The organism is Streptomyces sp. NTD91 (genome assembly GCF_059510455.1).
The window spans coordinates 1-12542 of the sequence record NZ_JCAJZW010000021.1; the positions used below are offsets into that span (position 1 = coordinate 1).

General features: G+C 70.6%; 13 protein-coding genes and 3 pseudogenes. 7 read left to right on the forward strand and 9 right to left on the reverse strand.

Going from position 1 to position 12542, the window contains the following annotated elements:
• Positions 1–310: 310 nt before the first annotated feature.
• From AC5WRT_RS21550 to AC5WRT_RS21560, 3 genes are all read left to right on the forward strand, one after another.
• The gene (locus AC5WRT_RS21550) at positions 311–907 is read left to right on the forward strand and encodes a DedA family protein (RefSeq protein WP_496100511.1); all 597 of its coding nucleotides are present in this window, start codon (positions 311–313) and stop codon (positions 905–907) included.
• Positions 908–1023: 116 nt separating this feature from the next.
• The gene (locus AC5WRT_RS21555) at positions 1024–1491 is read left to right on the forward strand and encodes a hypothetical protein (protein ID WP_496095115.1); all 468 of its coding nucleotides are present in this window, start codon (positions 1024–1026) and stop codon (positions 1489–1491) included.
• Between the two features lie 251 nt (positions 1492–1742).
• Positions 1743–2393, forward strand: a complete 651-nt coding sequence (locus tag AC5WRT_RS21560) for a phosphatase PAP2 family protein (protein WP_496100512.1) — start codon at positions 1743–1745, stop codon at positions 2391–2393.
• On the opposite strand, the gene AC5WRT_RS21565 is transcribed toward AC5WRT_RS21560, so the two are convergent.
• From AC5WRT_RS21565 to AC5WRT_RS21590, 6 genes and pseudogenes are all read right to left on the reverse strand, one after another.
• Positions 2390–2563, reverse strand: coding sequence for a hypothetical protein (locus AC5WRT_RS21565; protein ID WP_496100513.1), 174 nt, complete (start codon positions 2561–2563; stop codon positions 2390–2392). The two genes, AC5WRT_RS21560 and AC5WRT_RS21565, sit on opposite strands and share 4 nt — an antisense overlap.
• 223 nt (positions 2564–2786) lie before the next feature.
• A pseudogene (locus AC5WRT_RS21570) lies at positions 2787–2942 on the reverse strand (DNA-binding response regulator); the annotation flags it as partial.
• On the reverse strand, positions 2911–3618 hold the full coding sequence (locus AC5WRT_RS21575; protein WP_496095117.1) for a phosphatase PAP2 family protein: 708 nt from the start codon (positions 3616–3618) through the stop codon (positions 2911–2913). The pseudogene AC5WRT_RS21570 and the gene AC5WRT_RS21575, both read right to left, overlap by 32 nt.
• 208 nt (positions 3619–3826) lie before the next feature.
• Complete coding sequence (locus AC5WRT_RS21580; protein WP_496100514.1) at positions 3827–4495, reverse strand: DedA family protein; 669 nt, start codon at positions 4493–4495, stop codon at positions 3827–3829.
• Between the two features lie 77 nt (positions 4496–4572).
• Entirely contained in the window at positions 4573–5358 is a 786-nt protein-coding gene (locus AC5WRT_RS21585) for a polysaccharide deacetylase family protein (RefSeq protein WP_496095119.1), read from the reverse strand.
• Positions 5355–6740, reverse strand: a complete 1386-nt coding sequence (locus AC5WRT_RS21590; RefSeq protein WP_496095120.1) for an MGDG synthase family glycosyltransferase — start codon at positions 6738–6740, stop codon at positions 5355–5357. The genes AC5WRT_RS21585 and AC5WRT_RS21590 overlap by 4 nt, the downstream gene beginning before the upstream one ends.
• 141 nt (positions 6741–6881) lie before the next feature.
• On the opposite strand from AC5WRT_RS21590, the gene AC5WRT_RS21595 reads away from it, so the two are divergent.
• From AC5WRT_RS21595 to AC5WRT_RS21610, 4 genes and pseudogenes are all read left to right on the forward strand, one after another.
• Entirely contained in the window at positions 6882–7310 is a 429-nt protein-coding gene (locus tag AC5WRT_RS21595; RefSeq protein WP_496095121.1) for a BlaI/MecI/CopY family transcriptional regulator, read from the forward strand.
• A gap of 5 nt (positions 7311–7315) precedes the next feature.
• Positions 7316–8326, forward strand: coding sequence for a M56 family metallopeptidase (locus AC5WRT_RS21600; protein WP_496100532.1), 1011 nt, complete (start codon positions 7316–7318; stop codon positions 8324–8326).
• A gap of 85 nt (positions 8327–8411) precedes the next feature.
• Positions 8412–8555 (forward strand): annotated as a pseudogene (locus AC5WRT_RS21605) (DNA-binding response regulator); the annotation flags it as partial.
• A 57-nt stretch (positions 8556–8612) separates the two neighbouring features.
• A pseudogene (locus tag AC5WRT_RS21610) lies at positions 8613–8759 on the forward strand (ABC transporter permease); the annotation flags it as partial.
• A 519-nt stretch (positions 8760–9278) separates the two neighbouring features.
• Here the strand turns inward: AC5WRT_RS21610 and AC5WRT_RS21615 are convergent.
• From AC5WRT_RS21615 to AC5WRT_RS21625, 3 genes are read right to left on the reverse strand one after another with little or no spacing between them, the layout of a single operon-like run.
• Complete coding sequence (locus tag AC5WRT_RS21615) at positions 9279–10553, reverse strand: COG4705 family protein (RefSeq protein WP_496095122.1); 1275 nt, start codon at positions 10551–10553, stop codon at positions 9279–9281.
• 50 nt (positions 10554–10603) lie between these two features.
• A complete protein-coding gene (locus AC5WRT_RS21620) occupies positions 10604–11800 on the reverse strand; it encodes a sensor histidine kinase (RefSeq protein WP_496095123.1) in 1197 nt (398 codons plus the stop codon).
• Between the two features lie 50 nt (positions 11801–11850).
• Entirely contained in the window at positions 11851–12504 is a 654-nt protein-coding gene (locus AC5WRT_RS21625) for a response regulator transcription factor (RefSeq protein WP_496095124.1), read from the reverse strand.
• Positions 12505–12542 lie beyond the last annotated feature (38 nt).

Sequence of the window (12542 nt, forward strand, 5' to 3'; positions counted from 1 at the left end):
CACGCAGAGCACGCCCCCGGCCAGCCCGAGCACGTCGACGACACCGGACCCCAGCACTGCCCCGTGCCACGGCAAGAAGAAGCGGTGTGTCAGCCCGGGGCCGACGGACACCTCCAGCACCACCCCAGGCACCACCACCGGGGGCACAGGCAGCGGCGGGCTGCTCGGTGGCACCACGGGCGGTGGTACCACCGGTGGTGCCACTTCGCCCGCACCCACGACCAGCCCCCCGGCCCCGGCCGACTTCCGCGGAGGTACGGCCGACTGATCTGCCCGGCGGGCAGGCGGAGGGGATCCGGCAGGCGTCGCGGTGGCCCGACGCCTGCCTGCCCAGCCATCGGACCACAGTACGGGCGGCGCTTTCGACGTCCGGCCGATTGTCGTTGTCGCTGGTGCTGGTTGTGCGGGAGTCGGCTCCCTCGCGGGTGCGCAGCCCGGGTTCTGGCTCGGTCGGCGCTGTGGGCGAGCGCTCCGCCTGAGACAGCCGAAGGGGCGGCGGTATCGCATGGGGCGGGCTGAGGCCCTGTTCGCGCGGTACGGGCCCCGGCGGGCGGTCGTGTCGGGGCGGTTCGTGCCGGTGATACGTACGTTGGTGCATCCGGCTGCCGGACTGCTGGGCATGCCGACGGCCTCCTTCGTTCTGTGGCAGGCCGTGGCCGGACTCGCCTGGTCGCAGTCGCTGGTGCTGGCGGGATACGCCCTTGGGGAAAGTGGGCGGCACGGAACGGCTTATCTCGCTCCTGCCGTTGCCGCAGTTGTCGGGGTCGGCGTTCTGTCGGCCGCTGTCCAGTGGATTCGCGCTCGCCGGACCGGCCGCCATCCGGTCGAGTCGGATTCAGTGGTGTGGGAGGCGGGCGTGCCGTCCTCCTCCCCTCCGTCAGACCCTCGACGGGTGAGGTGCCGGTGACCGGCTCGCCCGCGCCTGCCCGTGGGCGGGTTCGGATACGTCGCGGGCTCGCCGTCGCGCTCCTGGTGCTGGTCCCGGCCGGATGTCTCGCGATCTCCGCCGATCAGAGCCACAACGTGGCTGCCGCTCACAAGTTGCGCGAAGAGCGAGCCGGGCTCTTCCACGGCATGCCCTCCGCCGTCCAGCGTGCCGTCTACCAGGTGCCGGTCCCGGCCGGAGCGGGCGGCGTCGCCTTCTTCGAGTCCAACGCCTGGGACAAGGACAAGCTGTATGTACAGTTCACCACCACGTCGGTCGGGTTGGCCGACTTCCTGAGGCGGCTCGGCGCCGATCCCGCCCGTCTGCGAGCCGGCCACGTCACGGTGACGGTCCCCGCCCGGCAGGCCGGACGTGTTCGCTGGAGCTTCCCGGAGGATCATCGCTGGGCAGGTGTGACGCTGGCCGCGCGCGGCCTGCAACCGGCTCACGAGATCACGGTGAACCTGGACCATCCGCACCGGCCCACCGTGTTCGTGATCTCCGTGATCCGCTTCGTCCATCGCCGCAGAACAGCGTCACATCCCGCCGCCCGCCCCGCGTGCTGACGGGACAGTCGGCCTCGCGCGAACCGTGTCGGCACCAAGTCCGAGCTTGAGGAGCATGTGGCCCGCGACCTCTGAACGTAGAGCTTCTACAACATGTAGTAGATTGACTCGGTAGCCATCCTCGCGTCACTGCGATGTCATCAGCATGCCATCGCGGGGGCGGGGGCGGCACATCAGGCGGGTCCGAACCGCGTCGCCTCCTGCTCGCCCCCGCACTCGGACGGCGTGCTCATACGGAAGGACGTCTCGTCATGACCGCGGCCGCCACCGCGCAGCTGGCCTTCGACGGGTCCGGCATCGACGGCTCGTTGTTCACCTCCGTCACCGACTTCGCCCGCGACACGAAGTGGCTCAACACCCCGCTGGAGGTGTGGACCAACCTGGGGCTGGGAGTCTTCGCGGTGCTCATGCTCATGGGCTGGTGGTCCGCGCGCCGCCGCGGTACGCAGACGATGACCGTCGCTCTGGCCGCGCCGGTCGCCGTCGTGACCGCCTTCGCCGTGGCCGAGGTGGTCAAGAAGATCGTCGGCGAGGTGCGGCCCTGCCGGTCGATGCCTCATGCCTACTTCGTCGATGCCTGCCCGGCACCCTCGGACTACGCCTTCCCGAGCGGGCACAGCACCGTGGCCGCCGCGACGGTGGCCGCCCTGTTCCTGCTGGACCGTCGCCTAAGCGCGATCGCGGCGGTCTTCGGCGTGGTGGAGGGCTTCACCCGGGTCTACGTCGGCGCTCACTACCCCCACGACGTCCTCGGTTCCGTGCTCCTCGCGCTGCCCGTCGCCTACTTCACCAGCCTGGCCCTGCGCCGCTGGGCCAGGCCGCTGGTCACGGACCTGAGCCGAGGCGCGCTGCGTCCGCTGCTGACGGCCGAACCCGCAGCCGCAACGCAGGCCGCCCGTTAGTTGTGCCGTGCCGGGTGGACGCCGCGACGGCCGTCCCCGCACCAGGTGAACTTGCCGGCCACGGTCCAGTCCTTCGCCGACACGTCACCCCGGCTCAGTGGTGCCGAAGCCGCCGCCAGGCCCAGGGGATGCCCCAGCTCGGGACACTGCCGGTCGTAACCGTTGATCACCGCTCAGCCACCGACCCACGCCGCGGTCATCACGCGTCCCGCGACCTGGCCCGGGCGCGCACCCGGCGTCGGCAGGCCGCCGGCAACGGCCGTCCAGAGCCGCCACTGGACGAGGCCGAAGCACAGCCAGGCTTCGCTGGCTGTCAACCCCCTCTCGGCGACGGCCGAACCCTGCCCCTCCGACGGCGTATCAAAAGTGAGCCACTTGTGGGCCTGGCGCCGCAACGGCCGCCGCCACATCCGCGCTGCTCAGCCGTAGGGCGGTGGCACCGTTGGTGGCGAGCACGGGGTCGGAGTCCTCCTCGGCGAGGCCGCGGCGCAGCACGTCCCGCAGGGCGTGATCGTCGTCAACGACCAGGAGCTTCGGGCGCGTGGTCATCCGTCGACTCCGCGGGAGCGCGGGCTGTCCCCGCGACGAATGATTCGGGAAGCCATCGGGCGACTGCCCACAGGCACAGCCCCAGCCAGCCGGTGGCGAACAACCAGCCGCCGATGACGTCGGTGAACCAATGCACGCCCAGGTAGATCCGGGTCAGTCCGACCGACACGGCCCAGCAGCCGGTGGCGAGCCGGAGGGCCGTCGCTCCGCGCGGGGCACGGAGGCTGACGACCGCTACCAGAAGCCCGGCAGTCATGGCCGACGTGGTGCTGTGGCCCGAGGGAAAGGCGAAGCCTGTGGCGTGCGTGGCCCACTCCGTCCGCGGCGGGCGTGCACGGTGTACCAGTTCCATCACGCCGAACCGCAGCATCTGCCCCAGAGCCAGAAAGGCAACGCACAGCGCCACGGCCCGCAGTCGTTGCCGGGCCGTGCGGCCCGCAACCAGGCCGGCCACCAGGGCAAGGACGTACGGGATGACGCCGGTTCCGGTGGCGGTCACCCCGCGAGCCACGGCTGGCGCCGCGTGGGGGCGGTGCCGCACCGACCAGGAAAGGAACCGGTCGTCAAGCCCGAGTGGGCCGGTATGGCCGACGACGAGTGCGGCCAGAGCGGCGAACAGGATCACCCCGCCCAGGCCGGCGGCCGCGGCACGCCGAGAGAGGTCGCGGCGGCTCATACGGTGGGAGCGAGGCGGCCCAGGGGCGTGCCGGTGAGCCGTCGTGACCGGTCCTTGGAGCGGGGTTGCGGCACGGGGGTCGGCGCCGACGCGACGAGCCCGGCGGGGCTCGCGACGGAGACCGCTGCGGCCTGGGTTGTCGACTTGCCCTCGGACACCGCCACCCTCACACCAGGAGCTTCGGTGGCCGATCCCGTACAGAGAAGGATCACCGCTGCCCTTCCTTCGGCTTGGCGGACCGGCGGCCGCGCAGAAACTCCAGGAGAAGCGGGGTCAGCGACACGACGACGATCAGCGCGACCATCGGCAGCAGGTAGTGGTCGACGTTGGGGATCGAGGAGCCCAGCGCGTACCCGGCCAGGATGATTCCCATCGACCAGACCAACCCGCCGACCACCTGCCACAGGGTGAACGTCCGCGTGGGGACCTCCAGTGCGCCCGCGATCGGGTTGAGGACCGTGCGCACCACCGGGATGAACCGGGCCAGTACGACCGCCTTCGCGTGCCCGTATCGCTCCAGCAGTTCCTCGGCCCGCTTGACTCCCTCGTGCAACCGCGGCGAGCGGCTGCGGGAAATCAGAGCCCCGCCGGCCTTGCGGCCGATCATGAATCCGCACTGCGCCCCGGCCAGTGCGCCGACGGCCGCCACGGCCAGCAGTGGTGCGAGGGACAGCTTCACGGGCCGGTCCGCCGCTCCGGTGCACAGCAGGCCGGCGGTGAACAACAGGGAATCGCCGGGGAGGAAGAATCCGACCAGCAGTCCCGTCTCGGCGAACAGCACCACGCCGACGCCCAGCACGCCGAAGGCGGCCAGTAGCGACTGGGCGTCGAGCACGTTCACGGCGAGCTGGGTCGTGAAGTGCAGCGGTGGGGTCATGCGGACCAGGCCCTTCTCTGGGAGCGTGCGGGCGTCCGGAGCGGACGGCAGCGATTGACTACAGCGAAGTGGACCGTCTACGGAACTGTGGACGATGCGGGCGTGAGGGGTGTTCCCGTCGGCGCGCTTCCGGCTGGCCGCCACCCGTGGTCGCGCAGCGGGCCGACCGAGTAGCCCCGATCCTCGCACGTGTCGAGGATCCGGGGGAGCGCGCCGAGGGCGGAGCGCCAGGCTCCGGGTGCGGAGGTGCAGTCGGAGTCGTGGAGGAGGATGGTGCCGCCGCCGGCCAGATCAGCCGTGACGGTGCGGTGTACGGACTCCGGGGTGGCGCGTGCCGTCCAGTCCTCTCCCCAGCAGGTCCACAGCACAGGGGCGAGCCCGAGCCGGCGGGCGGCGACATGGGCGGCGGTGGACATGACGCCGTACGGGGGCCGGAAGAGCCTGGGCTGCCGTCCGGTGAGGTCGGCGACGAGATCGCGCGCCCGGGCGAAGTCGTCCAAGGTGGCGCGCGGGCCGCGCAGGAGCAGGGGGCGGTGCGCCCAGCCGTGGATGCCGATCTCGTGGCCCGCTGCCGCGATCTCTCCGACCAGGCCGGGGAAGCGTCGCGCCTCGCTGCCGAGCAGGAAGAACGTGGCCTGCACCCGGCGGTCGGCGAGCAGCCGCAGGAAGTGCGGGGTGGACAGGGGATCGGGCCCGTCGTCGAAGGTCAGGGCGACGTGGTCGGGGCGGCCCTGGCCCGACAGGCGGGGCATGAGGCGGTTGCGCAGCGGGCCGAAGGTGGAGATCACGGGGGCGGCGTGGACGGCGGCGAGCGCGGGCAGGGCCGCGATGGCTGCCGAGCGCAGTGTCCGGGTGGCGTTCACGAGTGGTGACTCCCGTGCGGGTGGTGTCCCGTGAAGCTGCTCAGATCAAGGCCCCGCCCGATGGTGTGCATGAGGCCCGGACCGCCGTACGTCGTTGCCATTCCCGTGCCGACGGCGCAGGCCCATACAGCGGACGCGACCGCGGTGGTGGCGGCGAGCCGGCGCGTGGCGCGCCGCCGTCGCCGCGGCGGGGACTTCTGGTTCCCGTCCTGGACGCCCGTTCGGTGTACGCGTGCTATCTCGGCGGCCGGACCGCCCTGCGGGTTCCGGGCGAACAGGGCGAGGCCGGTCGCGCGCTGTTGCTGCCCGAGCGGGCCGTCGATCAGGTCGGACAGCACCGTTTTGAGATCGGCCGGGTCACGGATCCACACGGCCGCGCCCGCCTCGTCCAGGGCGGCCGCGTTGGTCAGCCCGTGCCCCGGTATGCAGCGGTAGCTGGCGACGGGAAGGCCCGTGGCGAACGCCTCCAGGGAGGTCAGCCCGCCGGCGTTCTGCACGAGGACGTCCGCCGCGTGCATCAGGCCGGGCATGTTGTCGACCCAGCCGAAGGCGTACTCGATCCCGTCCGTCCGCAGCTGCTCGGCCAGGGCTTCGTTCCGGCCGCACACGACCACCGGGACGGCGGCGCCGCAGTCGCGCAGTTCCAGGGCCACCTGACGGACCGGGCCGACCCCCCAGGACCCCGCGACCAGAAGGGCGAGCGGAACTCGCTCCGGCAGCCCGAACGTCTTCCGCGCGCGTGCGCGCTGTTCCACGTCGCAGGGCCGGAACCGGGGATCGGTGACCGGGCCGCACACCCGCACGTCCCCGGCCCCTGCGGCCCGCGCCTGGCCGGCGGGTATGGCATGGGCCGCCAGATGGACGTCGACGCCGTTCGCCACCCAGAGCGGATGCACCGAGAAATCGGTCAGATACGTCAGGACAGGAACACCCAGACGTCCCTTCAGGCGCAGATTGCCCAGCACCCGGCTCGCCCCCGGATAGGTGGAGACGACCGCTCCCGTTCCCGGAGGGAGGGCACGCAGTACCCGGGCCTCGGCCGTGCGGAGCAGTGCTCGAGCGAGCGGGCCACCGCCGCCGGCGCGCTCGGTGGTCGAGTAGATCCTCTGGTAGGCCCACGGGGCCCGGACGAGCATCCGGTGGTACCCCTCCTGCACGGCACGGCCCAGGTGAACCGGCAGCAGATCCAGCAGATCGAACCGGTCCACCGTGAAGCCGTCCGCCGCAAGCCGTCGGGTGAGTTCGGCGGCCGCGCCGTCGTGACCGGCTCCGACGCTCGCGGAGACGACCACGATCCGCCCCGCGTGGGGCGTCCTGGCTCGCTGCTGCGGAATCAAGCCCGCGTGGGCGAGTTCGGACGCCGTGCTTCCGGCGTGGGGCATGGGCTTTCCTCCGCACATGAAGGGAGCGACGGAACTCTACGAGATGTAGTAGTCCGAGGTTTGAATTCCGGAGCATACCTCCTACAAGTAGTAGTTGGCCGCCGGGTAGCCTGTAGCGACGCGGACGAAGGAAGGCGGACGGTGGAGGACCAGAGGCACGAGCAGACACGAGGACTGACCGGCAGGCGGGCGCGCGGTGAGCTGGAAGGTGATGTTCTGGCCGCTCTCTGGGCGGCCGAGGGACCTCTGACCGCCCGCCAGGTGCGGGAGCGACTGCCGGACGACTTGGCCTACACGACCGTGTTGACCATCCTGACCCGGCTTCATGAGAAGGGCATGCTCGTGCGGCACCGCGAGGGCCGCGGATATGCCTACGAGCCGGCCCGCGACGAGGCGTCCCACACCGCCCATCACATGCACTCGTTGCTCGAGGGGGGTTCCGACCGCGAGGCGGTGCTGGCCCGCTTCGTTTCGGAGCTTTCGGCGCATGACGAGCACCTGCTGTACCAGCTGCTGTCAGGGCACGACGAAACACCCGCTGAGGGTGAGCGCTCCCGCGGGAAGCGGTGAGCCGAATGCTGGTCAGCGTCTACGTCCCGTTCATCGTCACGGTCGTGCTCGCCGTGCTGGGACCGCGGCTCGCGCGCCGTCTGCCCCCGCGTCCCGCCGCCTGGGCCCTGGCCTGTGCAGCGCTCGTGACGGCCATCGGCTGGGCGGGGGCACTCGCCCTGCTGGCCTTCACCGGCGTGGCTCAGGTTCCTGAGGTCGCCGCCGAGGGCCAGTGGTCCGTTGCCGCGCTGCGCGCCGAGGACCCGGTGCACCGCATCGTCGCGGCCGTGAGCGCCCTGGTGCTGGTCGTCGGCGTCGCCTCGCTGGTCGTCGCTTCCGTACGGCAGGTCCGTCACCTCGTGCGGGCACGGCGGGAATGCGCCCACCTTCCGGGGCACACGGAGCTGGCGGTGGTGGACGACGACGCCCCGCTGGCCTTCGCGCTGCCCGGCGCGCCGGGACGCATCGTGGTCTCCCGGGGAATGCTGCGCTGTCTCGGCGACGGCGAGCGCGAGGCCCTGCTCGCGCACGAGCGGGCGCATCTACGCGGCCGTCACCACCTCTTCCAGAGCGTGTGGCGGCTCACGGCGGCCTTGAACCCGCTGCTTCGGCCGTTGACCGTCGCCGGCGGCTTCCTCCTGGAGCGCTGGGCCGACGAGGAGGCCGCCGAGCGTGTCGGTGACCGCAAGATCGTCGCCCAAGCCGTCGGGCGCGCGGCCCTGGCCTCGGCCGGGGCGCCGCATCCCCTCGTCATGGCCGTGACCGGCGGTGTGGTGCCCCAGCGGGTGCGGGCCCTGCTGGCCCCGCCTCCCGCGCGCCGGAGTCTGCCCTTCGTGGCGGGCGGGCTGCTGCTGGCCCTGTGCTGCGCCAGCCTCGTCAACGCCGCTTCCGACAGCGACCACATGGTGGACAGCGCGCACTGGGCGCACTGCGCGGTGCACGTCGGCACCGCAGTCGCGCCGCCGAAGCACCAGCACACGCCCGGTTCCTGTTGTGCCGGTCACGAGCGTCGGGAGGGCAGAGAGCACCGGCCGTAACGCGTACGAGTCCCGTGCTCACTCGGTCGCCGACAGGGAGTCGTCGCCGTCACTTGGCCTGACCGGAAGCAGCAGGGTGAACGTGGAGAACTGGTTCGGCTCCGCCAAGACCCTAGACGTCACCATGGCCGGACTGCGACGCCGCCTGACCCAGGCCGCCGACGCGCTCACCCGTCCGTGCCGCCTGCCCCGGATCACCACCCTGCGGGGACACGGCTACCGGCTGGAAGGGCCCGCGGGAGCAAGCAGACCGATCGACGGCAGCCGAGGCGGCAGTTCGCGTTCAGTGGGAGGAGCCGGCCCTCTGCTGGCCGGAGCGGTGCAGCTGTTCGTCCTCATCGCGCTCATGGCCGTACAGGCCGTTGCGGTGGCGGTGACCCTCGAACTCGTCGCCCGGCACCGCCTGTATCGCCCGGGGCCGGACGTCGACACCGGTTCTTCGCGCAAGGCCAGAAGGTTTCTCGAGGTACCGGGACCGAGCCGTGCTCCTGAGCCGTACTACGGCGCAGCGGGCTGTGTCTCCCGATTGGGGGAGCGCGCCCGGCCCCGCACAGAGCCGGCACACCGCGGGCCCCCTGCTCCTCTTCCACGGTCGGCTTGTGCCGGGAGCCGGTGACGGCGGGGCTGGAACCGTGCTCACGCTGCGGGAAGCAGCCATGCCGCGGCGCGGCACGGAGACGACTCCGGCCGCCGCTCCCGCAGCGCCCGCGCGTCGACGACGATGCGGCCCGCTGTATGCCGGCGTCGGTGTAGCGGTCGGCGTCGGCCTGGCCCTGAACGCCCGCCGCCGGGGCTGAGTGAACACGGCTGACGGTTGAAGCCGGTTCGCGCCGCTCGGCGCGAACCGGCTTCAAGGGCAGGCCCGTCAAGGCCGGCGACTGCTCTCCTTGCCTTGTCGCCGAGGTTTGCAGCGCGCCGACGGCGACAGCGATCCCGGCGTAGATCCGATCTGTCAACGCATGTCTGTGAGGAGGGTGTTGAGTTCGGCCTCCTGCCGGGCCGGCGACATCGGCGGGTTCGGGTGGTCGATGCCGAAGGTCTTCAGGACCTGGTCCATCTGGGCGTCGATGAACGTCCAGCCGGTGTTGTCCAGCGGCTGCAACGAGGCCTGGTCCGCATCCCAGAGATCACGCAGCGACTGGGCGGCGGAGTGGGCCCCGGTCGCGTTCCCCGACCGTGCGTCCTTGAGCGAGGTCGAGGCGAGTGCCTTCAGAGCGTCGACCTTCGCGGGCGGGAACTTCTTCACTGCCTGGCCGGGGGGGAGGTGAACTGTGGAGGTGGCGTCGGTCTCCGGCGCAGGGCCGACGTGCGGCTGGCTGTGCGCCCAGACCAGCAGGCCCCCGGTGGCGACGGCGAGGAGGCCGAAGCCCGCCAGAGCGATGCGCTCCCTGTGCGGGTTGGCGGTGGCCTGCGGGGTGTGCGTGGCCTCGTAGGTCTCGGTCACGTCGGAGCGCGTCACCGTCAGGTAGATGACAGTCGCCAGGATCAGGCCGAGGAAGATCAGGCTGGTGGTGAAGGTACCCAGCGCGAGGCCGGTCGGCTCGCCCGGCTGAGCGACCTTCGGGGAGGCGAGCCAGTCGCCGATGTTGGCACCGAGGGGGCGGGTCAGGATGTAGGCGAGCCAGAAGGACAGCACCGGGTTCGCGCCGAACTTCCACAGCAGTGTGATCGCCGCGATGAGGCCGAGCGGCAGCAGGACCGAGACTCCCGGGCTCCAGCCGGTGAGCTCGAGGGTCCAGTCGCCGGTCGCGGTGCCGAGCGCGAAGGTGACGAGAACGGCGAGCCAGTAGAACGACTCACGCGGCAGCGTCGTGACCGAGTGGATCGAGAGGGTGCGCTCGCGCAGCCACCACACGCCGAAGACCACGGCAAGCAGGACCGAGAACACGGCGGAGCTGATCCACAGCGGTACGTTGAGGTGGTCGGTGAGGATGTCGGTGTACAGCGTGCCCGTGACACTGACAACGACCACGGTCAGCCAGTACGGGAACGGGACATACCTCTTCAGGCGCAGCTGGACGCCCAGAACCATCACGAACACCGCGGTGAAGATCCAGGCCGTGTTCACCAGGCCGACGCCCAGCTTCATGTTGATCCAGTCGGCGAAACTCTCACCGACGGTCGTGCACAGGATCTTGATCACCCAGAACCAGATGGTGACCTCGGGAACCTTGTTCAGCATCAGCCGCCCACGGCGGCGTGTGCGGGCTTCGCTTGTCGTTGTCATGCAGGGAGGTTTGCTCGGCCAACCTGCACACAACCTGACTACGCAGTCGCCTATGGCGTGGGGAAGGTCACTTCGACGCGACCGTGACCATCCGCCATCGCCCGGACCGCCACCCCCGCGGACGCGGCGAGGCGCCTTACCACGGCCAGCCCCAACCCGTGCCCGTTGCTGCTGGTCACGCCGGCTTCGAAGACCCGATCGACCTCCGCCGGATCGAACCCTGGGCCATCGTCGAGGACATCGATCACGGCGCCCTGGGGCTGGATGCGCGCCGTGACCCAAACGCGCGAAGTCGCATGCCGCAGGCCGTTCTCCAGTAGGGGCGACAACACAGCCACGACGAGTTCGCCTGCCACGGCGACATCGACGTTGGTCGGGATGGCGAGTTCGACGGAGCGACCAGCGATCGCCTGTCGCGCCGCCGTCCTGAGATCGCAGCGGGTACCGCCGTCGATCCGTGTCCGGGCGGCGCTCAGAATCGTCGTGATCGCCGTGTTCAGGCGGTCGACCTCGGTCAGAACAGACTCCGGTGCCAGATGATGACCGGACAGTTGCGCCAACTGTGCCTCGCCCTGCAGTGCCGTCAAGGGCGTCCGCAACTCGTGGGCGATCTCATCGGTGAGTCGGCGCTCGTCCGCCAACGCGTTGTCTATGCGGTCAAGCAGGCGATCGAGAGTTCGCCCGAGTTCCCCGAATTCATCGCGGGGAACGCCGAGGTTGAATCGGCGCCCGGGTTCGTGGTCGCCCCAGTCGTCGGCAAGAGCGGCCATTTCGTGAACCACCCGCAACGCACGACCCACCACCAGGTATCCGACGACGCCTGCGATCAGGATCGTGATGCCACCCAAGATGAGCGACATCGCCAGGCTGCGCTGCTCCGACGTCTCGTACGGCGTCAGATCCACCCTCACGACCGCCACGACGCGGTGGCCTTCGAGCCGGATCGGCTGGGCATACAGGAGGTATCTGCCGACCGTGGTGGTCCGGGACCGCCCGGAGTCGGCAAATGCCTCGACGCGGTCAAGGACGCTGCCCGGCACGATCCCGTCAATGAGGTGCCCATCGGCGTACACCCACGAGACCGTGTCGAGCGCTTCGTTGCCGTTCTCGAGCAGCACGACGTGGCCACGGCGTACGGTTACGTTCGCCGCCACTGCCTCTGCTCGCGTATGCGCCAGAGCGTTCGCGTCGGCGTCGGTCACCCGGCTCAGCAACACGTGCGAGACCACCACCAGCACTGCTGCCACTGCTGTCGCGATCAGAACTGCAAGCGCGACGACCCTCCCACGGAAGCCCGTCATTCCCATCGATAGCCCACCCCACGGACCGTCGCCAGGCGATCGGCAACACCCAGCGCACCGAGTTTGGTCCGCAGCCGGCGAACGAAGGAGTCAAGGGTGTTGTCGCTGACCTGCGCGCCATGCGGCCAACCGGCAGCGACGAGGGCGTGCCGGCGTACGGCGTCGCCCTGTGAGGCGATGAGCCTGCCCAACAACCGGAACTCGGTCGGCGTCAGGCTCTCGCTTGCCGAACCGTGGATCACGACGTGTTTCGCCGGATCGAGAACGACACCCTTTGGCGGGGTGGTGGCGGTCGTTCTGCGTAGCAGGGCGCGGACCCTCACCAGCAACTCCGGGATGTCGAACGGTTTCGTCATGTAGTCGTCGGCTCCCGCCTCGAAGCCGCCCACCTTGTGATGCATGCCGTCCAGGGCGGTGAGCATCAGCACCGGGGCATCAACGCCGCGAGCCCGCAGCGCCAAGCAGACATCGCGACCGTCAGCGTCCGGGAGCCCTAGATCGAGGACGACCAGGTGAGGGACCGGCTCAAGGTGCCGCAGCAGGCTGTCCGCGGTAGAAGTGACTGCGACCCTGTGGCCGTCGTGCTCGAGCGCGCGCTTGAGGACGTCGCGGACCGCCGCGTCGTCCTCGCACACCACGATCGAAGCCACGTGCTGACCCTAGATAATCCAGCGGGAGTTCTCCATTT